The following is a 23258-nucleotide window of genomic DNA, read 5'->3' as shown; positions in this document are numbered from 1 at the left end:
GTTGATTTGCGAGCAAGGACGCTGACATGACCAACCACGACGACAAGACCCTCACCTCCTCCGGCTTCTACGTGAGCCAGGAGGCCCCGATCCACACCGACGACCCGATCCCGACGCCGTCGGCGCCGGCCCCCGACATCCTGCGCTGCGCCTACATGGAGCTCGTGGTCACCGACCTCGAGGCGAGCCGGAGGTTCTACGTCGACGTGCTCGACCTCGTCGTCACCGAGGAGACCGAGGACACGGTCTACCTGCGCTCGCTCGAGGAGTTCATCCACCACAACCTCGTACTGCGCAAGGGTCCGGTCGCCGCGGTCGCCGCGTTCTCGTACCGCGTGCGCACCCCCGAGGACCTCGACAGGGCCGTGGCCTTCTACACCGAGCTCGGCTGCCGCGTCGAGCGTCGCTCCGAGGGCTTCACCAAGGGCATCGGCGACTCGGTGCGCGTCGAGGACCCGCTCGGATTCCCGTACGAGTTCTTCCACGACGTCGAGCACGTCGAGCGCCTCGCCTGGCGGTACGACCTCTACACGCCCGGCGCGCTGGTGCGCCTCGACCACTTCAACCAGGTCACGCCCGACGTGCCGCGCGCGGTGGCGTTCATGCAGGACCTCGGGTTCCGCGTGACCGAGGACATCCAGGACGACGAGGGCACGGTGTACGCCGCGTGGATGCGACGCAAGCCCACCGTGCACGACACCGCCATGACCGGCGGCGACGGCCCCCGCATGCACCACGTCGCGTTCTCGACGCACGAGAAGCACAACATCCTCGCGATCTGCGACAAGCTCGGCGCGCTGCGGATGTCGGACGCGATCGAGCGCGGACCCGGACGCCACGGCGTCTCGAACGCGTTCTACCTCTACCTGCGCGACCCCGACGGCCACCGCGTCGAGATCTACACGCAGGACTACTACACGGGCGACCCCGACAACCCCGTCGTGACTTGGGACGTGCACGACAACCAGCGCCGCGACTGGTGGGGCAACCCGGTCGTGCCGAGCTGGTACACGGATGCCTCGCTGGTCCTGGACCTCGACGGGAACCCGAAGGAGGTCGTCGCCCGCACCGACGCGAGCGAGATGGCCGTGACGATCGGCGCCGACGGCTTCTCGTACACGCGCCCCGACGAGGGCGACGCCTCGATGCCCGAGTGGAAGCAGGGCGAGTACAAGCTCGGCAACCAGCTCTGACCTTCGACGGCATGCACCGGCTACAGTCGGTGCATGCCGGCCGAACGAACCGCCCTGCTCAACGGGATGGTCCGCATCCTCGAACTCGACCGCTTCGATGACGAGCGGGGTTCGCTCGTTCCGCTGAGCTTCGACGACGTCGGGTTCAGCGCCGCACGAGCGTTCGTGGTGAACGCGCCGCGCGGCGCCGTCCGCGGCGGCCACGCCCATCGCCGCGTGCGCCAGGTGCTCTTCCGCGCGAGCGGGACCATCGAGGTCGAGGTGCTCCACGGCGGCGATCGCGCCCATGTCACGCTCGACGAGTCGTGCCCGGCCATCCTGATCGAGCCGGGGGTATGGGCGCAGCAGACCTATCCGGAGGGCCACGCGACGCTCGTGGTCTTCGCCGACGGCCCGTACGAGGCGAGCGAGTACGCGCACGAGCGTCCGGACGTCGCCGGACGGACGTCGTGAGCCGACGTCGGGCCGCGGTCCTCGGAGCCGGCATCATGGGCGCCGCCACGGCGATCCACCTCGCCCGGCGTGGCGTCGACGTGACCGTGTACGACCGCGAGCCTGCGCCGATGATGGCCGCCAGTCGCTGGAACGAGGGCAAGATCCACCTCGGCTACATCTACGGCGCCGATCCCACGCTCGCGACCGCCCGGCACCTGCTGACCGGCGGACTGCAGTTCGCCGATCGACTGCGGGACCTCATCGACGAGGACCTCGCCGGCCACGTGACGACCGAGGACGACATCTACCTCGTGCACCGGAGATCGGTGGTCGGCCCTGAAGCGCTCCGTGCGCGGTTCGATCAGGTCGGCGAACTCATCCGGGAGCATCCGGACGCGGCACGCTACCTCGTCGACGTCTCGGACGCGCGCACCGACGAGATCGCCCCCTCCGAACTGCGGGAGCTCGGCGGAGCCGGCATCGTGGCGGGATTCCGGGTTCCGGAGCGGTCGGTGGAGACCCGGTGGGTCGCGGATCGACTCGCAGCGGCCCTCGCCGCGACGACGGGCGTGGCGCTCCGGATGGGCGCGACGGTCGCGGCCGTGCAGCCGAGCGAGTCGCGGGCCGACCGGTGGAGGGTGCGCACCACCGAGGGCGACGGCGAGGAGTTCGACCTCGTCGTGAACGCCCTGTGGAACGGCCGGCTGGCCATCGACGTGACGGCCGGGCTCGCGCCCGAGCCGCCGTGGACGCACCGGTACCGCCACTGCGTCTTCGTCCGCACCCGGTCCGAGCAGCGCCTGCCGAGCGCGCTGGTCGCCGTCGGTCCGTTCGGCGACGTCAAGAACTACAACCGCCGCGACTTCTACGTCTCGTGGTACCCGGTCGGGCTCGTGGCCGAGGGCGGCGAGCTCGAGCTCGACGCCCCCGCGACCCCGACCGGACCCGACGCCGACGCGTTCGTCGCCCGCGTGCGCGCCGCACTCGAGCCGATCATGCCGGGACTCGGCGCCGTGTTCGACGACGCCGAATCGGTCGTCGTGCACGGCGGCTTCGTGTTCGCCCGCGGCGCAGGCGCGCTCGACGACCCCCGCTCGGGCCTGCACCGCCGCGACCGCTACGGCGTTGAGCGCCGGGGCTCGTACCACTCCGTCGACACTGGGAAGTACTCGACTGCGCCGTGGCTCGCGCACGAACTCGCGAACGAGATCGCCGGATGACGGGGGCTGACCGCGCACAGTCGGATGCCACGGCGTGGACCCCGCTCGTCACCGCCATGGTGCCCACCTACAACGGCGCCGAGTTCATCCTGCGCACCCTCGACAGCCTGGCCGCGCAGACGTGGCCCCATCTCGAGATCCTCATCGGCGACGACTGTTCGACCGACGACACGCTCGCAGTCGTGCGCCGCTTCGCCGAGCGACATCCGAACACCCGGATCCTGGAGCGCGACGCCAACCTCGGGTGGCTGCGCAACTCCAACGACCTCATGGCCAACGCGCGAGGCGAACTGATGTTCTTCGCCTTCCACGACGACGTCGTCGCGCCGACCTACGTGGAGCGGCTCGTCGGCGCGCTTCGAGGCAACGATCGGGCCGTACTGGCGTTCAGCGACATGGAGGTCCACGAACTCGACGGCAGCGTTGAGCTGCACGTCTTCGACGAGCTCGAGGGACTCGCCTCGGCGATGGAGCGGGGCCGCGTCATGGTGCGCCGCCCGAGCTTCTGGTGGGTGCCCAACCGGGGCCTCTTCCGTGCGACGAGCTTCGCGGAGGTCGGCGGCATCCACCCGAACGAGCAGGGAGAGTACTCGGCCGACTGGACCTGGCTCCTCGGGCTCGCGCTCGTCGGTGAATTCGTCCGCGTCCCCGAGGTGCTGTGCACGAAGTACTACACGAAGGGCAGCCTGTCGAAGCGCTGGCCCCACGACGCGGTGCAGCGGCTCGCCCTGCAGCGGGCGGGCATCGCCGAGATCGCCCGGAGTCGTCTCACTCCAGTGCGGAAGGCGCTCCTGTCCGGTCACCTGCGCCGGCGGGTCCTCGGCCGGCGTCTGCCGGGCGGCGTGAAGCGGATGCTGCGACGACTCGGCCTGTGAACCGGCGGCGGGCCCGAAGGGTACCGCATCGCGACGCACCCCGGAATGGCTAGACGATCTAACTACATGTGTGGTCTTGTATTCCTGTGATCGCGGACAAGGGAACGACCGCACTGCGGGCGATCACGCATGGGGGGATGACCCCGGGGGGCCGCGGCCCTCCGGGTCTCCGCAGCGCCGTCGGCTACAGTGAGCAGCAATGGACAGCACGGACGGCGTGATCGGCATCGCCGGAGGCCGCGAACTCATCGACTTCGAGCACCTGCTCGATCGCATGCTCGTACGCTTCCCGCACCTCTCGCGCGTCGAGATCCACACGGCCGCGATGATCGAGCACGATGCGATCACGGGTGGCGCACTCTACGCCGTCCCCGCCGAACTCGAAGACGGCCTCGTCGAGGCCCTCGAATCGAGCCGCGAAGCCACCGAGGAACCCACCACTGCTGCATGACGCCGGGCTTCCACGCCGGCCGCCGACGCGAACGGGCAGGGTCGCCCACCCAGCGACATCCCCATCCCCCAGATCGCCGCATGCGAGCGGCATCATCGCCGAACGAAAGGCACTACCGTGAACATCCTCCTCATCATCGTCGCCATCATCGCCGTCATCCTGCTCTTCACGGGCGGGCTGGTGGAGTCGCTCCAGTTCCTGCTCTGGGTCGGCATCGTCCTGCTCGTGCTGGCCGTGATCGTCTGGCTCGTCAGGATGCTGACCGGCAGGAAGAGCGTCTGACACGGACCCACCTCGCCTGCGGGCCGTCGCGACGACGCGGCGGCCCGTTCGCCTGCCTAGGCGGTGCGTCGAGGGACGTCGCCGGTCTCACGCGCCGCGACGTGCTCGCCGGCGTCGGAGACCTCGACGGCCTCGATCATGCCGCCGAGGAAACGTGCGACGGCGACCAGTTCCTGCGGTTCCAGGGCATCGGCCACGTCGATCATCTTCCGGTGCATCCGGCCGAGGGTCTTGCGGACCTCGGCGTCGCTCCCGGTCGTGCTCACGACGACGACCGAGCGCCGGTCGCTCGGATGCGGACGGCGGGCGAGATGTCCGCTGCGCTCGAGCCGGTCGATCAGCACCGTGGTCGAAGCGGTGGAGATCCCGATCCGCTTGGCGAGCATGCCCGGCGTGAACACCTCGCCCTCGCGCTCGGCGCGCAGGACGTACCGCAACGCCAGGAGGTCGGTCTCCCCCATGCCCATCGAGTCGCGGGTCCGGCGTCGCATCTCCTGGTCCGCGGAACGGTAGCGCCGCAGCAGGTTCAGCACGTCGACGCTGCCGATGCGTGTCGCGTCGGGCCGGTACCAGTAGCCGCTCGATTCGAAGCCGGTGGAAGAGCTGGACACCCTGACACCCTAGTCAGATTGACGCCTCAGGCGAGGAACGCAACGGCGGCGTCCTTGAACGCGCGCGCCGTGAGCGTCGACACGTGGTCGCGCCCGGGGATCGTGACCAGGTCGCTGCCCCAGTCCAGGGCGAGCTGCTGGACCCCCGCCGGCACCGGGTCGTCCTCGCCGGCGACGAACAGTACGGGGATGCCGCCCGGGATCGCCAGCGGCGCACCCGCGACGCCCGCCGTGCATGCGAGCAGCGCCTCCCGGTCGGCGCCGGCGCGGATCGCCGGCGCGAGCACCTGGGCGATGACCGGGTTGCGCGGCGGGACGCCGTCCATCAGGTAGGCCCGCACCTCGTCGAGGTCCCACGTCGCGAAGAGCTCCGACGGCCCCGCACCGCCGACGACGACCCTGCGCACCCGCTCGGGAGCCAGCTCGCACAGGGCCGAGACCACGCGGTTGCCCATCGAGTAGGCGACCACGTCGGCCTGTCGCACGCCGGCCGAGTCGAGCACGGCGACGAGGTCGGCGCCCAGCCGATCGGGTGCGTACGAGTCGGCGTCGGCGGGCTTGTCGCTCTCGCCGTGGCCTCGGAGATCCGTGGTGACGACCGCGCGGCCGGCGTCGCGCAGCGCGCCCACCCAGCCGGTGCCCTCCCACGTGACGACCGAGTCGGACGCGAAGCCGTGCACGAGCAGCACCGGCGGCCCGGCCGCATCCGCTCCGACGTCGCCGTGCACCCGGTACGCGACGAGCACGCCGTCGGGCGCCTCGGCGTGCAGCGCTGGCACTGGCGAGTCGGCCGGGCTCACGCGCCGTCTCCCGCCTCGTCGGCACCGGACGCCTCGCCGGACGCGATGATCGCGGCGCCCGCGTGGCCGAGCTCGGCCAGCGCGGCCTCCGACGTCTCGGCCGCGACGCCCGCGATGAGATCGCTGAGGACGCGCACGTGCTGGCCGTGCTCGAGCGCGTCGAGCGCCGAGGCCCGCACGCAGTGGTCGGTCGCGATGCCGACGACGTCGACGTCGGTGATGCCGTGTCGGGTGAGGAGCTCGGTGATCGACGCGCCGGTGTCATCCGTGCCCTCGAAGATCGAGTACGCGGGCACACCCTGGCCCTTGCGGATGTGCACGTCGACCGGCGAGGTATCGAGCGCGGGGTGGTACTCGGCGCCCGGGGTACCGGCCATGCAGTGCTTCGGCCACGTCGTCGCGAAGTCGGGTTCGGCGTCCGTGGCGAAGTGGCCGCCGTTGTCGTTGTCGGGGTCGTGCCAGTCGCGGGAGGCCACGACGAGCGAATAGTCGTCGCGGTGATCGGCGAGGTACTCGGTGATGCCCGCGGCCACCGCGGCACCCCCGTCGACGCCGAGTGCGCCCCCCTCGGTGAAGTCGTTCTGCACGTCGATGATGAACAGGGCCCGACTCATGACCGGCTCCTTCGCTCCTCGGGTCTGGTGGCGTGTTCGCCGCTTCCATTCTGTCGGGTCGACGGATGCCGCGCTCGGGCCGTCCGTCACATGGATCCCGTCCGACCGCGTGGATCGTCCCGGATTCGCGGCCGCGGGCGCCTCAGTCGTCCGCGAGCTCGTCGCCGCACCGGTAGAACCCGGTGGCGAGCGTGTCGATCGCCTGCTTGGCGGCGGCGGTGACGTCGCCGAGCGCGTAGATCGCGAAGGTGAGCGTGGTGCCGTCCTGTGCGCGGATGATGCCGGAGAGCGTGTAGCCGGTCGTGATCCAGCCGGTCTTCGCGAGCACCGCGCCGTGCGCGACGGCGTTGTCGCCCGCGAACCGGTCGGCGTACGACAACGAACCCGTCCTTCCGGAGACCGGCAGCCCGTCGAGGATGACGCCGAGGTTGCCCTCGCGCGCGTCGACCTTCGCGAACAGCCGGGTGAAGTACGCCGGCGGCACGGTGTTCTCGGGTGAGAGTCCCGACCCGTCGACGACGCGGATACCGCCCCGCGCGATGCCGTACCCGGCGATCGCCTGCCGGACCGCCGGGTCGATCGCGGCGAAGTCGTTGCCGGTGCCGAGCTCGATCGCGACGAGGCGCGCGAGCATCTCGGCGACCGTGTTGTCGGAGACGACGAGCGACTTGTCGACGAGCTGCGCGACGGTCGGCGACCAGACGCGGCCGAGCTCGACGGCTCCGGCGGGCGCCGTGCCGCGTTCGACGATCGCGACGCCGCCGAGCGCCGCGGCGAACGCCTCGCCGACCCGACCCACGGGGTCGGTGCCGCGCGCCGAGACGTTCGCGTACGGGTCGTCGCGGTCGCCGTCGACCATGAGCGCGGTCATGTGCGGCATGAAGCCCTCGCCGCGCACCACGGGGTCCCAGCTGGCGTGCCAGGTCTCGCCGCCGAAGAGCGAGCTGTCGAGCACGAGCTTCGTCAGCGGCGGGTTCGACGGGTCGGCGGCCCACGCCTCGCGCACCTGGCGTGCGAGTTCGTCGAGGTGCGCCGCCCCCGGGTAGGCGGTCTCGTTGCCGCTCGGAGTGCGCGACAGCGTGACGTCGCCGCCGCCGACGAGCACGACCGAGCCGGGCTCGGCGCCGCGGACGACGCGGGTCGCGAATCGGTCGTCGGGCGAGAACACCGCGAGCGCGGCGGCGGCCGTGACGACCTTCATGACGCTCGCGGTGCGCGATGCGGTGAGGCCGCCGCGGTCGTACAGCACCTCGCCCGTCCCGGCGTTCATGACCTGGGCCTGCAGGTTGGCGAGCCTGGGGTCGGCGGCGAGGTCGGCGACCGAGCAGGTGCGCACGCGCGCGGGCGGCTCGGTGGTGGGCGGCGCCGTCACGGGAGTGGGGGTCGGCGTGGGCCTCGGCGTCGCGCTCTCGGTCGGCATCGCTGCGGGGGCGGGGGCGGGAGGGCCGCTGAGTGCGGTGCCGAGGGCGACGGCGCCTCCTCCGGCGAGCGCGACCGCCACGAGAGCGGCTGCCGCGGCGAGGGCGCGGTTCCGGGCGATCAGGCCGCGGATGCCACGGGGTCCGGCGTCACCGGCGGACGGCCGCCCCGTCGCGGGGGCGGGTTCACCCGCCGTGCCGGCCGGCCGCGCGGCATCCGTCTCGTCACTCACCCGCGGCATTGTACGGATGCCACCCGGGCGGGGACCGGGAGCGCCCCGGCCTCAGCCTGCGGCGCGCGGATGCCCGGCCCGACCGCAGAACGCCGGGACGGAGTCCCCGACGATGCGGACGAGCGTGTCGAGCGACGCCGCCGACACCCATTCCTCGTCGGCGTGGGCGCCGCCGCCGACGGGGCCGACGAGCACGGCGGGGATGCCGGCGCTCGCGATGAGTCCGGCGTCGGTCCACCACGGGTCGCCTCGCCGGACGGCCGGAGCCGCGGTGACCCGTTCGACGGCGTCGAGCACGGCGCGGACGATCGGCGCGTCGGGGGCGGCCTCCATCGCGGGACGTGCGACGAGCGACACGACGCGGGCGGGCCGCGATGCCGCGAGCACGCGCTCGAGCTCGGGGCGCGGGTCCGGCTCTCCCGGCAGCGTGCGCCGTTCGACGACCAGCACGCACCGGTCCGCCACGGTGGCGGCATCCGTTCCGCCCTCGATCGTCGCGACGCGCACGCTCCCGGTACCGAGCAGCGGATGCCGCGGACGGGCGCCGATCTCCGCGGCGAGCGCCCGCAGGGCGATCATCCCGTCGAGGGCCCGGTCGATCGCGTCGACGCCCAGCTCGGGCTGCGACCCGTGCGCCGCGACGCCCTCGTATTCGACGCGATACCAGGCGAAGCCGCGATGCGCGAGCGTCACCTCGAGGTCGGTCGGCTCGAGCACGATCGCGCCGTCGGGTCGCGGGGATCCCATGACCGCCGGGTCGGCGTCGATCGCGGCGAGGAGCTCCTCCATGCCCTCCGAGCCGAACTCCTCGTCGGCCGCGAAGGCGAGCACGAGGTCGCCGGCCAGGTCGTCCGGCGCCGCAGCCGCCGCCACCATGGCCGCCGCCAGCCCGCCGGCCATGTCGTAGGCGCCGCGGCCGACGAGGCGGTCGACGTCGGCCGCGGCATCCGTTTCGCCGCCGTCACCGGTGCCGGCGCCTGCGATTGTGCCGCGGCCGCCGACCGTGTCGAGGTGCCCGGCGAGGAGCAACGTGCGACCGCCGCCGGTGCCGCGCCGACGGGCGAGCACGCTCGGGCGCGCCGGGTCCGCGCCGACGAGTCGGACGTCGATGCCGTGCGCGGCGAGCCACGCCGCGATGAACTCGGCGATCTCGCGCTCGCCCGCGCCGCCGGACACGAGCGACGGATTGGCGGCGTCGATCGCGACGAGCCGCCGGGTGAGCGCGACGACGTCGTCAGGGGTCTTCGGGATCATCGCGCTCTGGCTGCTCAGTCCTCGCCGGGGTAGCGCAGTCCGATCTCCGCGCGGATCCGGTCGAGCGTGCCCATGATCCCGACGGACTCCTCGGTCGAGAGCACGTCGCCGCCGTCGAGCCGGCCCTCGGCGACGAGCCGCTCGAGTGCGGCGGCCTGGAAGTGCATGCCCCGGCCATCGACGTCCGAGCGGAACTCCTCGAGCACGTGACCGTCGTGGGCGACGACGCGGAAGGACGTCGCCGAGTACCAGACGGGGTCGATGTCGATGCGCGCGTCGGTGCCGAGCACGGTCGCGCTGTTCGGGCCCTTCACGTCGCTCGCCGAGAACGTCGATGCGATGCGGCCGTCCTCGTAGCCGAACTGCACGGCGACCTGCGCGTCGGCGCCGGTCGAGCGGAACACGGCCGTCGACTGGATCGACGTCGGGTCCCCGAAGAGGTCCCACGCGAACGAGACCGGGTAGATGCCGAGGTCGAGCAGCGCGCCGCCGCCGAGCTCGAGCGCGTTGAGCCGGTGCGCGGGGTCGTCGGGGAGCTTCTGCGTGTGGTCGGCGATGAGGCTCCGGACGTCGCCGAGCGTTCCCGCCTCGATGATCTCGCGAATGCGCACCATGTGGGGCAGGTAGCGCGTCCACATCGCCTCGAGCACGAGCACGCCCCGTTCGCGCGCGGCATCCGCCACCATGCGCGCCTCGCCCTGGGTCAGGGTGAACGGCTTCTCGACGAGCACGTGCTTGCCCGCCTCGATCGCGAGCAGCGCGGTCTCGGCGTGCCACGGATGCGGCGTGGCGACGTAGACGACGTCGACGTCGGGGTCGGCGACGAGTTCGTCGTAGCTGCCATAGGCGGTCGGGATGTCGAAGTCGCTCGCGAACGACTCGGCCGACTCGAGCGAGCGCGAGCCGGCGGCGCGCACGTCGAAGCCGTTGAGCCGCAGGTCGTTGGTGAAGAGGCGGGCGATGCCGCCCGTCGCGAGAATGCCCCAGCGCAGTCCGTCAGTCATGCGCGCCAGCCTAGCGGCGGCGCCGCCCGCGAGCCGGATGCGCCGGTCGGCGACACCCGTTCGGGGAACTGCGGCTTCCCCACCGCTACGCTACGGTTCGGTCATGTCGGCACATTCGATCCGGAAGAGCCGCACCACGGGCTCCCTCGCCGCGACCTCGGTCGCCGTTCTCGCCCTCCTCTTCGGCACCTCCGCACCCGCGACCGCACTCGCGACACCGGCGAACCCTCCCGGACTGCCGCCCGCCGTCGACAAGGTCGCGTACGCCGCGCTCGGCGACTCGTACGCCGCGGGCTTCGGCGGTGGCGACTACGACCCGTTCGACCCGTGCGCGCAGAGCCCCAACGGCTACGCCGCCCAGCTCGCGAGCGACCCGGGCAACGTGCACGTCGCGCTGCGCGGCTGCACCGGAGCCGACACCGACGACGTGCTCGCCCAGCTCGGCGGCCTCGACCACCGTACGCGGTTCGTGACCCTCACCGTCGGAGCGAACGACCTCGGCCTCGACGCGGTGACCGAGGCGTGCCTGGGTGGCCCCAGTGCGGCATGCACTGAGGCCATCGCCGCCGCGGGCTTCATCGCCCAGAACGTGCTTCCCGGGGATCTCGCTGTGACGCTCGCCGCGGTCCGCACCGCGGCGCCGAGGGCCACCGTCGCCGTCACCGGGTACCCGCACCTCCTCGAGCCCATCGTGCCGGGCGCCGCAGAGGTCAACGCAGGGGTCGATGTCCTCAACTCGGTCATCGCGGGTGTCGTCGGATCCGCCCCGGGTTTCGTGTACGTCGACGTCGTCGGGACGTTCCAGGGCCACGGCATCGGCAGCGCCGACCCGTGGATCGCCAGCCCGCCGGACTTCGACGCGTTCCACCCGAACCCCGCCGGGTACACGGCCTACGCCGACGCGATCCGGGCCGTCCGATGATCGCCGCCGGGAGCACATCGGCCTCCCGGCAGTTCGCACTGCTCACTGGAACCTGTTCCGCTGCATCGACGGCTTCCGCCCCGAACGCGACCGGCTACGCCGCCTACGCGGCCGCGCTGCGGGTGCCGTGCCCTGACATCCGGCCTGCCTGATCGCCTGGGGCCGTTCCGCCGGACGAGTGAGATGGGTATTTCGCTTTCATTCCACGATTCCATGGAATGACGTATCCTTCTGTTGCACCGGTTCCGTCGTCGGGCGGACGGATCGTGTGCAGGAGGAGGACGCATGAGCAGGACCGGGGCAACCGAGCGCGGTCGGCGAGCGATCACCCTGGGGCTGCGGGCGAACGCGGCGCAGTTCACGATCCTGGTTGCGATCAACGCGCTCGTCGGCGGAATGGTGGGCCAGCAGCAGACCGTGCTGCCACTGCTCGCCGAGGACGAGTTCGGGCTCACCGGCTACACGTTCATGTTCACCTACGTGGTCGCCTTCGGCATCAGCAAGGCGGTGGCGAACTACTTCGCCGGGACCTGGTCGGACCGGTACGGGCGCAAGCCGGTCCTCATCGCGGGGTGGCTGTTCGCGGTGCCCGTGCCGCTGATGCTCATCTGGGCGCCCGACTGGGGCTGGGTCGTGGCGGCCAACGTCCTGCTGGGCATCAATCAGGGGCTGACCTGGTCGACCACCGTGATCATGAAGATCGACCTGGTCGGGCCGAGGCAGCGCGGCCTGGCGATGGGCCTGAACGAGGCGGCCGGGTACGGTGCGGTCGCCCTCACCTCCATGGCCGCCGGATACCTCGCCGCCGAGTTCGGCCTGCGGCCGGCACCGTTCCTGCTCGGCCTGACGTACACGGCGCTGGCGCTCGGGCTGTCCACACTGGCGGTGAGGGAGACCAAGGGCCATGCCGACGTCGAGGCAGCCGCTCATGTCCCGCGCGGCGACGGCAGACACGACCACCTGCACGCCGAGCTCAGCAACCGCGAGGTGTTCGTGCAGACCAGCTTCCGTGAGCCGGCGCTCTCCTCGGCGAGCCAGGCCGGCCTGGTCAACAACCTCAACTTCGGCCTCTCCTGGGGCCTCTTCCCACTGCTGTTCGCCGGCTCCGGGCTGCCGGTGGAGCAGGTCGGGTTGCTGTTCGCCCTCTACCCCGCGGTGTGGGGCGTCGGTCAACTGTTCACCGGCGCCCTGTCGGACCGGTGGGGCCGCAAGCGATTCATCACCGCCGGCATGTTCACCCAGGCCGCAGCCCTGATCGTGATCGCCACCGCGGACGGCTTCGGGCCCTGGGCCGCCGGCACGATGCTCCTCGGCGCAGGCACGGCGATGGTCTACCCGACGCTCCTCGCCGCGATCGGCGATGTGGCGCATCCGAGCTGGCGCGGGCGAGCCGTCGGCGTGTACCGCGTCTGGCGCGACCTCGGGTACGCGGTGGGCGCTCTCCTGGGCGGTGTCGTCGCCGACCTGTGGAGCCTGCGCGCCGCGGTCTGGGTGGCCGCGGCGATCAGCGTCGCCTCGGCACTCGTCGTGGCGTTCCGGATGTACGAGACCGTGCACCGTCCGACCGTCCCGGAGGGAGAACACCGTGGGTGACCGTTCCAGCAAGCAGGCGCTGTTCGCCGAGTTCGCCGCGGTCGGCAAGGTGCTCGGCAATCCCGCTCGGTTGGAGCTCCTCGACCTCCTCAGCCAGGGCCCGCGCAGTGTCGAGGAGCTCGCCGACGCCGCCTCGCTCGGAATGAGCACCTGCTCGGCGCACCTGCACACCCTGCGGGAGGCCGGACTGGTCGAGTCCCGCCGCGAGGGCAAGCGGATCTTCTACTCGCTCACCGGTGACGACGTCGCTCGGCTCTGGGAGCACCTGCGGAATGTCGCCCAGGCGCATCGCCCGCACACCGAGCTCGCCCGTCGGGCGTACCTGGGCCCCGAGGACACCGTTTCGGTCGAGACCGACGAGCTGCTCCGCATGCTGCAGAACCGTGACGTGGTCCTCCTCGACGTCCGTCCCGGACCGGAGTACGCCGGAGGCCACCTCCCGGGCGCGATCCACATCGCCCTGGAGGAGCTGCCCGGTCGCCTCTCGGAACTGCCGCGCGATCGCCCGATCGTCGCCTACTGCCGCGGGCGATACTGCGTGCTGGCCCACGACGCCGTCCGGCTGCTCGACGCGAACGGCCTCGACGCCCGTCGGGCGCGCGACGGCGTGCTCGAATGGCGCTCGGCCGGAATCCCGGTCACGGCGGGCGCCGGCGCCGCATGAACATGGGATGACGCGGCGCCGCGCCGCCCGCCGTCCTCGCTCGGACCGCGATCGGGCGATCCGGCCGGACCACAGCCCGGCCGGATCGCCAACGTTGCGATTCAGGCGGTTTCGGTCACCGGCGCGCGGTTCGCGATCCCCTGCTCGGGTGCCGATTCGGCGGCCGTCGTCCATGGGCCGGACCCGCCGCGCAGGATCGCGAGGGCGGCTCCCGCGAACGCGATCAGGCCGACCACGAGCGAGAGGTACGTCGTCCATACCCCCGGCAGGACGTTGGGGATCAGGAACTCGATGACGACCCACGCGAGCAGTGCGATCGGCACCCATCGAGGCGTGATCCGGGAGCGGAGCAGTGCGACGGCGATGAGGACCAGGCCGAGGATGGTTCCGAACAGGCCGAAGACGAGGTACGGGATGAACGCCCCGCCCTGCGTCGAGTCGAACGCGGCCAGCGCCGCATCCGGGTCGCCCCCTTCACCGGCGTATCGGGCCATCGAGAACGTGACGAGGGTCGCTCCGCCGTACACGGCGTGGCCGAACGCGCCCAGTGCGCTGAACACGGCGCCGAGCGTGCCGAACACGGGGGACCTCCGACTCGCCGCGTGGCCGAGGCCGACCAGACCGACGGCCCAGAAGACCTGCGAGAGGACGAACAGCTGCAGTCCGATGGGCGCCAGGCTCGACTCGGCGAGCCGGTCGAGGTACTCGGCAGGATCGTCGGGGAACTCGGGCTGCAGCAGGAGGCTGATGGCCGCCAGGGTGATGCCGGCGACGAGCGATGCGGCGACGGTCACGCGGCGGATGGCGGGCAGGGCGACGCTGGACGTGGACATGGCGACTCCTCGGTGAGGCCGCGGCCGATCCGCGGCGATGGACTGAGGCTAGGAACCGCGAACCGTCGCAGTCATCGGCCGGGAGTGCCGGGTCGATCACCCGAAGTCGACTCGCTGATCGACCGAAGTGGATTCCCGCGACGCGGACGGACCGCTAGCCTGCGGTCGTGGAGCATCGCGATCGGTGGCACCTCGTCCAGGACTCGATCCTCGCCGCCCTCGTGGCGGCCATCGGGCTCGCGGAGGTGTGGGTGCCGTTCGAGTCCGTGCAGGGCACCGGTTCGCCCGTCGTCAGTTCGACCCTGATCCTCCTGTGCGCGGCGCTGCTCGCCCTCCGCCGCACGTGGCCCATTCTCCTCGTCGGCATCCCGCTCGTGTGGGTGTCCGCCTTCGTCGCGACGGGCGGCGATGCGCAGGTGCTCTTCTTCGGCGGATTCCTGCCGCTCGCGCTCGCGCTCTACTCGGGAGCGCGACACGGCGACCTGCGCACCTCGGTCGTCGTCTGCGGATCCGTGTTCGCGAGCGTCCTCCTCGCCGACTTCTTCGTTCCCGAGTTGCAGGGACCGAGCGAGGTGCTGTTCCACTGGGGCGCACTGCTCACCGTCTTCCTGGTCGGCATCGGGCTGCGGACGTCGGAACACCGCGCGGTCGACGCGGCGTTGCGTGCGGCTGCCGCGGAGGCCGTGGCCCAGCAGGCCGCCCTCCGTGCCGTCGCCGAGGAGCGCGCGCGGATCGCTCGCGAACTCCACGACATCCTCGGTCACTCGATGAGCGTCATGGTCATCCAGGCGGGAGCGGCGGCACAGGTCCTCGACGATGATCCCGAGGAAGCGCGCCGCGCCCTCGAGGCGATCCGGAGGACGGGCATCGATTCGCTCGCCGAGGTTCGCCGGGTGGTGTCCCTGCTCCGGGAGGACGAGCGTGTCGGCCTCGCGCCCCAGCCGGGGATCGCGCGCATCCCCGAGCTCATCGCGCAAGCCCGGTCCGACGGACTCGACGCGACGTACACGGTCGACGAGGGTGTCGGCGACCTCTCCGCGGGCATGCAGCTCGCCGTGTACCGGGTGGTGCAGGAGGCGCTCACGAACGTCCGCCGGCACGCCCGGGCCACAGCCGTACGGGTTGCCATCGCGCGCCGCGACGATGACGTGCAGGTCACGGTGACGGATGACGGTGCCCCTGACGTCGCGGCGCCGGTCCGGGTCGGCCAGGGCCTTCTGGGAATGCGCGAGCGCGTCGCCCTGTACGGCGGGACGGTCGAGTCGGGCCCCGCGCCGGTCGGGTGGCGGGTCCACGCCGTGCTGCCGGCAGGAGCGTCGTCGTGACCGAGAGCGCGCGACCGGCGACCCGTGTCCTGCTCGTCGACGATCAGGAGCTCGTGCGAGCGGGGTTCCGCCTCATCCTGGAGCGCGCCGGGCTCGAGGTGGTCGGCGAGGCGCAGGACGGTGCGGCTGCCGTCGCCCGTGCGGCTGAGACACAACCGGATGTCGTCCTCATGGACATCCGGATGCCGGTCATGGACGGCATCGAAGCCACGCGGCGGATCGTCGCGAGCGACGAGCCGCCGCGGGTGCTCGCGCTGACCACGTTCGACCACGACGAGTACGTCTATGCGGCCGTGCGAGCCGGCGCGTCCGGATTCATGCTGAAGGACGTGCCTCCGGCCGACCTCGTGCACGCCGTCGGCGTCGTGGCGCGCGGAGAGTCGATGCTCGCGCCCGCGCTCACTGCGCGCCTGCTCGATCGGTTCGCCGCGTCGCCGGGCGCCCCGGGTTCCTCCGCCCGCGCGAGCCTCCCCGAGCTCACCGAGCGCGAGGTCGACATCGTGAAGCTCGTCGCCCGCGGCAGGTCCAACGCCGAGATCGGCGAGCACCTGTTCCTCAGCGAGTCGACGGTCAAGACCTACGTCTCCCGACTCCTCGGCAAGCTCGGCGCGCACGACCGCGTCCAAGTCGCCGTGCTCGCGTACGAGTCGGGCCTGGTCCGGCCCGGCGATCAGGTCCCATGAGGTCGGCCGACCCACACGGACCGAGTAATGGTTCCCCTCCCGCGCGTTCGCGCCTTCACCTGCTGAACGCCGCGCCACCCGGCGTCGTGCCGCCGGGACAGTGACACGGACATGTCGTCGTGCAGCGAGCCACGTGCTGCCGGGTGATGTCCACGGCCGCGACCGGGTGACGGCGTTCGAGCGCGTCGACGAGGGCGCGGTGCTGGTCGTTCGAGTGCCTGAGGAACTCGATGGGATACGGCACGAAGTACTCCGGCTGCTCAGCGCGAACGGGCTCCCAGGCCAGGCGGGCGGAAGACGGCGTACTCGAATGGCGCCTCGCCGGGGCGCCGGTCGAGACCGACACCGACTGACGCGATGTCTGCGAGAGACGACGAAGCCCCAGGCGAGGCGAGCGGCCTCTGACCTGGGGCTTCGGGGGTGGAGCCGCCTGTGGGAATCGAACCCACGACCTATTCATTACGAGTGAATCGCTCTGCCGACTGAGCTAAGGCGGCGTGGCATCCGTTGCGCTGGGCACCGGACGGCACGAGAGACCATGTTAGCGGATCATCCGAGTGCTCATGAACACGGGTGAGCCCGCGCGATCAGCACTGCGGATCGGCCTCGGGCACCGTGCCGTCGAGCAGGAACGACTCCACCGTCGCGTCGATGCAGGCGTTCGACTTGCGGTAGGCGGTGTGCCCCTCACCCTCGTAGCTGACGAGCACGCCGCTGTCGAGCTGCTCGGCGAGCGCCACTGCCCACTGGTAGGGGGTTGCGGGGTCGCCGGTGGTGCCGATCACGAGGATCGGCGCAGCGCCCTCGGCGCTGATCGCCGCGCGCTCGGACTCGCTCTGGTAGGGCCAGGCAGCGCAGCCGATGTCGCCGTACCCGAAGTACGGCCCGATGATCGGCGCGGCTTCGGCGAGCTCGGCGGCCGACTCGCGCATCGACGAGACGTCGGCATCGTACGTGTAGTCGAGGCAGTTCACCGCACGGAACGCCTCGGTGGAATTGTCGCGGTACGTGCCGCCCGATTCACGCCCGTAGTACAGGTCGGCGAACGCGAGGGCGGTGTCGGCCTCGCCGAACATGACGGACTCGAACATCTCGCTGAGGTACGACCACGACTCGGCGCTGTAGAGCGGGAAGATGATCGCTGTGACGAGCGAGTCGGCGCCGAGGTACCGGCCGTCGCTGCCGCGGATGGGGCTCTGCTCGACGGACGCGAGGAGGCGCGCGACTTCGTCGGCGGCGTCGTCGACCGTGCCGGAGAAGGGGCAGTCGGATCCGGTCAGGCAGTCGGCGAGATAGGCCCGCAGGGCCTTCTCGAATCCGATCGCCTGCGCCTGCGTGACCTCGTCGTTGCTCGCCGACGGGTCGATGGCGCCGTCGAGCACGAGTCGGCCGACGCGATCCGGGTAGAGCCCGGCGTAGGTCGCGCCGAGGAACGTGCCGTAGGAGTACCCGAGGAAATGCAGCTCGTCGTCGCCGAGCACCGCACGGAGCAGGTCGAGGTCGCGCGCCGCGCTCACCGTGTCGACGTTGCCGAGCAGTTCGCCGGTCCCCTCGGCGCACGCCGCTCCGAACTCCTGCGCTGCCGCGCCGACCTCCGCGATCCACGCGTCGGTGCCGCGCTCGGCCTCGGGGATGCCGAAGAGGTACTCGTCCATCCGCGCGGCGTCGAAGCACTGCACCGGGGTCGACCGCCCCACCCCCCTGGGGTCGAAGCCGACGACGTGGTATCGCTGCTGCAGCTCCGGGCCGACCGCGAAGTCGATCGACTCGGCGATGAAGTCGTAGCCCGACCCGCCGGGGCCGCCGGGATTCACGAGCAGCGATCCGATCCGGTCGCCGCCGCGCGCCGTCTGGCGGATCAGTGCGAGCTCGGTCTCGCCCGCCGAGGGATCATCCCAATCGAGCGGCGCCGTCACGGTCGTGCACTGGAAGTCGTCGCAGGATTGCCACTCGAGCACCTGCGAGTAGAACGGCTCGAGCTCGGCGTCGACCGACTCCCCCGTCGGCTCCGACCGTTCCGGCTCCGACTGCAGGAAGCCGGGGATCGTGCAGCCGGTGAGCACGAGCGCGCCCGCCGCCGCGATCGCGGCGAGGAGCCGGCGCGAGCGCCTCATGAGCGCGCCGCCCTGGCGGGCTCGGGGCGGCGGATCGCCGAGACGAGCATGGCCTCGAGGGCGAGGGCGGGTTGGACGTTGGCGTCGATGCGGATGCGTGCCTCCTGGATGGCGTCGAGCGTGGCGAGGGTGCGCGCGGGCGGGGCGGATGCCGCGGCGCGGGCGATGTCGTCGGCGATCTCGAGGTTCACGAGCTCGACGCCGGCGTCGAGCTGGGTGACGAGGATGTCGCGGAAGAGCGAGGCGAGGTCGACGAGGATCCGGTCGATGCCGTCGCGCAGGCTGCGCGTGGCACGCCGCTTCTGGTCCTCCTCGAGTGCGCGCAGCTGCGCCCTCAGCGCAGCCGGGACGGCCTGGCCGGGGGCGACCCCGAGCGAGCGCAGCGTGTGCTCGCGTTCCTCGGCGTCGCGGAGCTCGGCGATGGCCTTCGCGTCGTCGCCGGCGATCTCGAGCAGTCTCGCCGCGGTCATGACCGCCCCGGGCGTTGAGCGCACCTGCAGCGCCAGGCGCAGCGTCTCGGCGCGACGGTCGCGCGCGTCGGGGCTCGTGGCGAGTCGGTGCGCCATGCCGATGTGGCTCTGCGCCTCGCGAGCCGCCCGCGCGGCCAGCGCGGGATCCACGCCGTCGCGCCGGACCAGGAGGCCGGCGACATCCGCAACGCTCGGCACCTGGAGGCGCACCGAGCGCACGCGCGACCGGATGGTCGGGATGAGGTCGGCCTCGCTCGGCGCGCACAGGATCCACACGGTGCGCTCCGGCGGCTCCTCGAGTTCTTTCAGCAGTACGTTCGAGGTCTGCTCGGTCATGCGGTCGGCGTCCTCCACCACGATCACACGGTGGTGGCCGACGGACGGCGCGTAGTGGGAGCGCTCGACGATCTTGCGCACGTCGGCGACCTTGATGATCACGCCCTCGGTCGTGAGCACGTGCAGGTCGGGGTGGCTTCGTGCCTCGACCTGCGCGTGCGTGGTGCGGTCGCCGTCGGGTTCGCCCGACAGCAGCGCCTCGGCGAACGCGTACGCGAGGTTCGACCGGCCGGAGCCGGGAGGCCCGGTGATGAGCCACGAGTGCGTCATGTCGGCCGAGTCGCGCGAGTCGCGGGAGGCCAGGGCCGCCGCGCGCAGCAGCTCGATCGCGGCGTCCTGCCCGGTCAGGTCACTCCACACGGTCACGTTCCCACGCTACCTTCGCCCGCCGACGCCGCTCCCGCTCACAGGAACGGCTCCACCCGGGCGCGGATGACCGCGGCGATCTCGCCGACGGAGCGCTCGGCGTCGACCACCACGATCCGGGCCGGTTCGGCCTCGGCGAGCTGGAGGTACGAGGCCCTGACCCGGTCGTGGAAGTCGACGGCCTCGGCCTCGAGCCGGTCGTACCGCGTGCGCGCGCCGTGCAGGCGCGCTCGCGAGATCTCGGACGGCAGGTCGAGCAGGATGGTGAGGTCGGGCAGCAGCCGCTCGGTCGCCCACTCCGACAGGCGGCGGACCTCGGCGGGGTCGAGCACGCGTCCCGCGCCCTGGTAGGCGACCGACGAGTCGAGGTAGCGGTCCTGCACGACGACGTCGCCACGCGCGAGCGCCGGGCGCACGACCGTCGCGACATGGTGAGCACGGTCGGCCGCGTACAGCAGCGCCTCGGCCCGCGGGGCGATGTCGCCGCGGTGATGCAGCACGATCTCGCGGATCTCCACCCCGACGTCGGTGCCGCCGGGTTCGCGCGTGCGCACGACCGTGCGGCCGCGCTCGACGAGCCACTGCTCGAGCAGTTCCGCCTGCGTCGACTTGCCGGATCCGTCGCCCCCTTCGAGGGTGACGAAGAGCCCTTCGCTCACGACGACGTCTTCTTGGCGCGCGATGCGGTGGTGCGCTTGGCGCCGGCCTTCGCGGTGGTCCGCTTGGCCCGCGACGGAGCCGGGCCCTTGTCGCGCTTGATCTGCAGCAGCTCGACGGCCCGCTCGAACGTGATCTCCTCGACGGACTCGGCGCGCGGGATGGTCGCGTTCGTCGTGCCGTCGGTGACGTAAGGGCCGAATCGGCCGTCCTTCACCTTGATCGGCTTGCCGCTCACCGGATCCTCGGCGAACTCCTTGAGGGCGCTCGAGGCGCGGCGGGCGCCGTACTTCGGCTGGGCGAGCAGCTCCAGCGCACCGGCGAGGTCGATCTCGAAGATCGCATCCTCGCTCGGCAGGGTGCGCGTCTCGGCGCCCTTCTTCAGGTACGGGCCGTAGCGGCCGTTCTGCGCGGTGATCTCATCGCCCGACTCGGGGTCGGTGCCGACGACGCGGGGCAGGTCGAGCAGCTTCAGCGCGGTGGCGAGGTCGACCTCCTCGATCTGCATGCTCTTGAACAGTGACGCCGTGCGCGGCTTCGGCGCGGCGGCCTTCTTCGCGCCGCGCTTCGGCTTGGCATCGACGACCTCGCCGGTGACCGGGTCGACGGATGCCGCCGCCTCTTCGGGCTCCGGCTCGACCTCGGTCACGTACGGGCCGAACCGGCCGTCCTTCACGACGACCTGCTTGCCGTTCTCGGGGTTCTCGCCGAGCACCCGGTCCCCCTGGACCGGCGCGTCGATGAGCTCCTGCGCCTTCGCTGCGGTGAGCTCGTCGGGCGCGAGGTCTTCGGGAAGGTTGACCCGGCGGGGCGGTGCGTCGGCCGCGGCATCCGCGTCGACCGCCTCGAGGTACGGGCCGTACTTGCCGATGCGCAGCGTGATGCCGGGCGCGATCTCGACCGAGTTGATCTCGCGGGCGTCGATCTCGCCGAGGTTGTCGACGACCTGCCGGAGCCCGCGGTGCTTGTCGGATCCGAAGTAGAAGCTCGAGAGCCAGTCGACGCGGTCGGCCTCGCCCGCGGCGATGTGATCGAGGTCGTCCTCCATCTCGGCGGTGAAGTCGTACTCGACGAGGTCGCCGAAGTGCTCCTCGAGCAGGCGGACGACCGAGAACGCGACCCAGCTCGGGACCAGTGCCTGACCGCGCTGCGTCACGTAGCCGCGATCGAGGATCGTCGAGATGATCGAGGCGAACGTCGACGGGCGGCCGATGCCGAGCTCTTCGAGGCGCTTGACGAGGCTGGCCTCGGTGTAGCGCGGGGGCGGGCTCGTCTCGTGGCCCTTGGCCTCGAGCTCGGCGAGGCCGACCGCTTGCCCTTCCTTGAGCGGCGGGAGCTTGGCCTCGCCCGGGGTCTCTTCGGCGTTGCGCTCCTCGTCGCGGCTCTCCTCATAGGCAGCGAGGAAGCCGCGGAAGGTGATGACCGTGCCGCTCGCGGTGAACTCGGCCGTCGTGCCTCCGACCGGCGTGCTCGGCTCGGCGGGCGCCGCGGCATCCGCCTTCGTCGGCCCGACCTCGATCGTCACCGTCGCGGTCTGGCCCTTCGCGTCGGCCATCTGCGACGCGACGGTGCGCTTCCAGATCAGGTCGTAGAGCTTGAACTCGCTCCCGCGCAGCACGCTCTGCAGCTCGGAGGGCGTGCGGAACACCTCGCCCGAGGGGCGGATCGCCTCGTGGGCCTCCTGGGCGTTCTTCGACTTGCCGGCGTAGACGCGGGGCTTGTCGGGCACGCTGTCGGCGCCGTACAGCTTCGTCGCCTGGGTGCGCGCGGCCGTGACCGCCTGCTGCGACAGCGACACCGAGTCGGTGCGCATATAGGTGATGTACCCGTTCTCGTACAGCGACTGGGCGACGCGCATCGTGTCGCGGGCCGAGAGCCGCAGCTTGCGCGCGGCCTCCTGCTGCAGGGTCGACGTCGTGAACGGCGCGGCAGGTCGGCGGGAGTAGGGCTTGGACTCCACCTTGGAGACGCGACGGCCGACGGTGTCGTCGCGGAGCGCCTCGGCGAGCGCGTGCGCCGTCGGCTCGTCGAGCACGACCGCAGAGCCCTTGAGGCGGCCGGAGTCGTCGAAGTCGCGGCCCGTGGCGACGCGTTCGCCGCCGACGCGCACGAGCTTGGCGTCGAACCCGGCGTCGTCGCTCGTGAACCGGCCGACGAGGTCCCAGTAGCCGGCGGTGACGAACGCGAGACGCTCGCGCTCCCGGTCGACGACGAGGCGCGTCGCCGCGGACTGGACCCGACCGGCCGAAAGCCCCGGTCCGACCTTGCGCCAGAGCACCGGCGAGACCTCGTAGCCGTAGAGGCGGTCGAGGATGCGGCGCGTCTCCTGTGCGTCGACGAGCGACGTGTCGAGGTCGCGCGTGTTGTCCTTGGCCTTCTGGATCGCGTCCTTCGTGATCTCGTGGAACACCATGCGGCGCACCGGCACCTTGGGCTTCAGCTCCTGCAGGAGGTGCCACGCGATGGCCTCGCCCTCGCGGTCCTCATCGGTGGCGAGCAGGAGCTCGTCGGCATCCTTCAGCGCGCGCTTGAGCTCGGCGACCGTCTTCTTCTTCGAGTCGGAGACGACGTAGTACGGCTCGAAGCCGTTCTCGACGTCGACGGAGAACCTGCCGAGGGAGCCCTTCTTCAGTTCGGGCGGGAGGTTCTTGGGCTCGATGAGGTCGCGGATGTGACCGACGGAGGACAGGACCTCGTAGCCCTCGCCCAGGTACTGGGCGATGGACTTCATCTTCGTCGGCGACTCCACGATCACGAGCTTCTTCGCGCCTGCCACCGGACTCCTCTTGCTTGTAAATCGAGAACGAGAAACGCACAATATCGCCGCGCCCCCGAGCGGTGTGCACTGAGCCGGCGGGATCCCGCCGACAGCCACACCATACACATTCCGGCCGTGAGCGCACTC

23 protein-coding genes and 1 tRNA gene are annotated in these 23258 nt (G+C 71.6%); 11 read left to right on the top strand and 13 right to left on the bottom strand.

Translation table 11 applies throughout. From position 1 onward, the window contains the following. The first annotated feature begins 26 nt into the window (after positions 1-26). The 6 genes from hpaD (at position 27) to ACULK4_RS05645 (ending at position 4456) form a co-directional block, all read left to right on the top strand. On the top strand, positions 27-1193 hold the full coding sequence (hpaD, locus tag ACULK4_RS05670; RefSeq protein WP_445965629.1) for a 3,4-dihydroxyphenylacetate 2,3-dioxygenase: 1167 nt from the start codon (positions 27-29) through the stop codon (positions 1191-1193). A 33-nt stretch (positions 1194-1226) separates the two neighbouring features. Further along, a complete protein-coding gene (locus tag ACULK4_RS05665) occupies positions 1227-1646 on the top strand; it encodes a sugar 3,4-ketoisomerase (protein WP_445965630.1) in 420 nt (139 codons plus the stop codon). A 35-nt stretch (positions 1647-1681) separates the two neighbouring features. Then, positions 1682-2848, top strand: a complete 1167-nt coding sequence (locus ACULK4_RS05660) for an FAD-dependent oxidoreductase (RefSeq protein ID WP_501043361.1) — start codon at positions 1682-1684, stop codon at positions 2846-2848. Beyond that, a complete protein-coding gene (locus ACULK4_RS05655) occupies positions 2845-3723 on the top strand; it encodes a glycosyltransferase family 2 protein (protein ID WP_445965632.1) in 879 nt (292 codons plus the stop codon). Before ACULK4_RS05660 ends, ACULK4_RS05655 begins: the two co-directional genes overlap by 4 nt. Before the next feature lie 199 nt (positions 3724-3922). Beyond that, entirely contained in the window at positions 3923-4174 is a 252-nt protein-coding gene (locus ACULK4_RS05650) for a hypothetical protein (RefSeq protein WP_445965633.1), read from the top strand. A 117-nt stretch (positions 4175-4291) separates the two neighbouring features. Further along, positions 4292-4456 carry a hypothetical protein gene (locus ACULK4_RS05645; protein WP_445965634.1) on the top strand — a complete coding sequence of 55 codons (165 nt, stop codon included), beginning with the start codon at positions 4292-4294 and terminating at the stop codon, positions 4454-4456. A 56-nt stretch (positions 4457-4512) separates the two neighbouring features. Here the strand turns inward: ACULK4_RS05645 and ACULK4_RS05640 are convergent, their stop codons facing one another. The 6 genes from ACULK4_RS05640 to ACULK4_RS05615 all read right to left on the bottom strand — a co-directional run bounded on the left by ACULK4_RS05640 (position 4513) and on the right by ACULK4_RS05615 (position 10390). Further along, complete coding sequence (locus ACULK4_RS05640) at positions 4513-5067, bottom strand: MarR family winged helix-turn-helix transcriptional regulator (protein WP_445965635.1); 555 nt, start codon at positions 5065-5067, stop codon at positions 4513-4515. A gap of 26 nt (positions 5068-5093) precedes the next feature. Beyond that, the gene (locus ACULK4_RS05635; RefSeq protein ID WP_445965636.1) at positions 5094-5867 is read right to left on the bottom strand and encodes an alpha/beta fold hydrolase; all 774 of its coding nucleotides are present in this window, start codon (positions 5865-5867) and stop codon (positions 5094-5096) included. Beyond that, on the bottom strand, positions 5864-6481 hold the full coding sequence (locus tag ACULK4_RS05630; RefSeq protein WP_445965637.1) for an isochorismatase family protein: 618 nt from the start codon (positions 6479-6481) through the stop codon (positions 5864-5866). The genes ACULK4_RS05635 and ACULK4_RS05630 overlap by 4 nt, the downstream gene beginning before the upstream one ends. 142 nt (positions 6482-6623) lie before the next feature. After that, entirely contained in the window at positions 6624-8141 is a 1518-nt protein-coding gene (locus ACULK4_RS05625; RefSeq protein ID WP_445965638.1) for a D-alanyl-D-alanine carboxypeptidase/D-alanyl-D-alanine-endopeptidase, read from the bottom strand. 42 nt (positions 8142-8183) lie between these two features. Beyond that, on the bottom strand, positions 8184-9386 hold the full coding sequence (locus ACULK4_RS05620) for a M20/M25/M40 family metallo-hydrolase (RefSeq protein ID WP_445965639.1): 1203 nt from the start codon (positions 9384-9386) through the stop codon (positions 8184-8186). A gap of 14 nt (positions 9387-9400) precedes the next feature. Next, positions 9401-10390: a Gfo/Idh/MocA family protein gene (locus ACULK4_RS05615; RefSeq protein WP_445965640.1), complete on the bottom strand. Its 990-nt coding sequence runs from the start codon at positions 10388-10390 to the stop codon at positions 9401-9403. 103 nt (positions 10391-10493) lie between these two features. On the opposite strand from ACULK4_RS05615, the gene ACULK4_RS05610 reads away from it, so the two are divergent. From ACULK4_RS05610 to ACULK4_RS05600, 3 genes are all read left to right on the top strand, one after another. Continuing rightward, a complete protein-coding gene (locus ACULK4_RS05610; RefSeq protein WP_445965641.1) occupies positions 10494-11312 on the top strand; it encodes an SGNH/GDSL hydrolase family protein in 819 nt (272 codons plus the stop codon). A gap of 285 nt (positions 11313-11597) precedes the next feature. Further along, entirely contained in the window at positions 11598-12905 is a 1308-nt protein-coding gene (locus ACULK4_RS05605; protein WP_445965642.1) for an MFS transporter, read from the top strand. Further along, positions 12898-13569, top strand: coding sequence for an ArsR/SmtB family transcription factor (locus ACULK4_RS05600; protein WP_445965643.1), 672 nt, complete (start codon positions 12898-12900; stop codon positions 13567-13569). The genes ACULK4_RS05605 and ACULK4_RS05600 overlap by 8 nt, the downstream gene beginning before the upstream one ends. Positions 13570-13670: 101 nt before the next feature. On the opposite strand, the gene ACULK4_RS05595 is transcribed toward ACULK4_RS05600, so the two are convergent. After that, entirely contained in the window at positions 13671-14402 is a 732-nt protein-coding gene (locus ACULK4_RS05595) for a hypothetical protein (protein WP_445965644.1), read from the bottom strand. Positions 14403-14569: 167 nt separating this feature from the next. Here ACULK4_RS05595 and ACULK4_RS05590 point away from each other — a divergent pair, with 167 nt between their 5' ends. Further along, positions 14570-15727, top strand: a complete 1158-nt coding sequence (locus tag ACULK4_RS05590; protein ID WP_445965645.1) for a sensor histidine kinase — start codon at positions 14570-14572, stop codon at positions 15725-15727. Beyond that, positions 15724-16410 (top strand): response regulator, encoded by a 687-nt coding sequence (locus ACULK4_RS05585; RefSeq protein WP_445965646.1) that lies wholly within the window; start codon positions 15724-15726, stop codon positions 16408-16410. Before ACULK4_RS05590 ends, ACULK4_RS05585 begins: the two co-directional genes overlap by 4 nt. Positions 16411-16465: 55 nt before the next feature. Here ACULK4_RS05585 and ACULK4_RS05580 read toward each other — a convergent pair whose 3' ends face one another. The 6 genes from ACULK4_RS05580 to topA all read right to left on the bottom strand — a co-directional run bounded on the left by ACULK4_RS05580 (position 16466) and on the right by topA (position 23129). Next, positions 16466-16870 carry an FCD domain-containing protein gene (locus tag ACULK4_RS05580; RefSeq protein ID WP_445965932.1) on the bottom strand — a complete coding sequence of 135 codons (405 nt, stop codon included), beginning with the start codon at positions 16868-16870 and terminating at the stop codon, positions 16466-16468. Further along, a tRNA-Thr gene (locus tag ACULK4_RS05575) sits at positions 16832-16907 on the bottom strand. The genes ACULK4_RS05580 and ACULK4_RS05575 overlap by 39 nt, the downstream gene beginning before the upstream one ends. A gap of 90 nt (positions 16908-16997) precedes the next feature. After that, positions 16998-18524 (bottom strand): alpha/beta hydrolase, encoded by a 1527-nt coding sequence (locus tag ACULK4_RS05570; protein ID WP_445965647.1) that lies wholly within the window; start codon positions 18522-18524, stop codon positions 16998-17000. Then, the gene (locus tag ACULK4_RS05565; protein ID WP_445965648.1) at positions 18521-19696 is read right to left on the bottom strand and encodes a DNA polymerase III subunit delta'; all 1176 of its coding nucleotides are present in this window, start codon (positions 19694-19696) and stop codon (positions 18521-18523) included. The genes ACULK4_RS05570 and ACULK4_RS05565 overlap by 4 nt, the downstream gene beginning before the upstream one ends. A 38-nt stretch (positions 19697-19734) precedes the next feature. Then, positions 19735-20355, bottom strand: a complete 621-nt coding sequence (gene tmk / locus ACULK4_RS05560; RefSeq protein ID WP_445965649.1) for a dTMP kinase — start codon at positions 20353-20355, stop codon at positions 19735-19737. Continuing rightward, the gene (gene topA, locus ACULK4_RS05555) at positions 20352-23129 is read right to left on the bottom strand and encodes a type I DNA topoisomerase (protein WP_445965650.1); all 2778 of its coding nucleotides are present in this window, start codon (positions 23127-23129) and stop codon (positions 20352-20354) included. Before topA ends, tmk begins: the two co-directional genes overlap by 4 nt. Between the last annotated feature and the right edge of the window lie 129 nt (positions 23130-23258).

Source organism: Agromyces selenitireducens (assembly GCF_052748465.2).
This window is presented reverse-complemented; position numbering and strand designations above follow the sequence as displayed.

Excerpts from the sequence above, each read along its gene's own strand:
- hpaD (WP_445965629.1), top strand. The coding sequence starts at position 27 with ATGACCAACCACGACGACAAGACCCTCACCTCCTCCGGCTTCTACGTG.
- ACULK4_RS05665 (WP_445965630.1), top strand. The coding sequence starts at position 1,227 with ATGCCGGCCGAACGAACCGCCCTGCTCAACGGGATGGTCCGCATCCTC.
- ACULK4_RS05660 (WP_501043361.1), top strand. The coding sequence starts at position 1,682 with ATGGGCGCCGCCACGGCGATCCACCTCGCCCGGCGTGGCGTCGACGTG.
- ACULK4_RS05655 (WP_445965632.1), top strand. The coding sequence starts at position 2,845 with ATGACGGGGGCTGACCGCGCACAGTCGGATGCCACGGCGTGGACCCCG.
- ACULK4_RS05650 (WP_445965633.1), top strand. The coding sequence starts at position 3,923 with ATGGACAGCACGGACGGCGTGATCGGCATCGCCGGAGGCCGCGAACTC.
- ACULK4_RS05630 (WP_445965637.1), bottom strand. The coding sequence starts at position 6,481 with ATGAGTCGGGCCCTGTTCATCATCGACGTGCAGAACGACTTCACCGAG.
- ACULK4_RS05625 (WP_445965638.1), bottom strand. The coding sequence starts at position 8,141 with ATGCCGCGGGTGAGTGACGAGACGGATGCCGCGCGGCCGGCCGGCACG.
- ACULK4_RS05620 (WP_445965639.1), bottom strand. The coding sequence starts at position 9,386 with ATGATCCCGAAGACCCCTGACGACGTCGTCGCGCTCACCCGGCGGCTC.
- ACULK4_RS05615 (WP_445965640.1), bottom strand. The coding sequence starts at position 10,390 with ATGACTGACGGACTGCGCTGGGGCATTCTCGCGACGGGCGGCATCGCC.
- ACULK4_RS05610 (WP_445965641.1), top strand. The coding sequence starts at position 10,494 with ATGTCGGCACATTCGATCCGGAAGAGCCGCACCACGGGCTCCCTCGCC.
- ACULK4_RS05605 (WP_445965642.1), top strand. The coding sequence starts at position 11,598 with ATGAGCAGGACCGGGGCAACCGAGCGCGGTCGGCGAGCGATCACCCTG.
- ACULK4_RS05595 (WP_445965644.1), bottom strand. The coding sequence starts at position 14,402 with ATGTCCACGTCCAGCGTCGCCCTGCCCGCCATCCGCCGCGTGACCGTC.
- ACULK4_RS05580 (WP_445965932.1), bottom strand. The coding sequence starts at position 16,870 with ATGAATAGGTCGTGGGTTCGATTCCCACAGGCGGCTCCACCCCCGAAG.
- ACULK4_RS05570 (WP_445965647.1), bottom strand. The coding sequence starts at position 18,524 with ATGAGGCGCTCGCGCCGGCTCCTCGCCGCGATCGCGGCGGCGGGCGCG.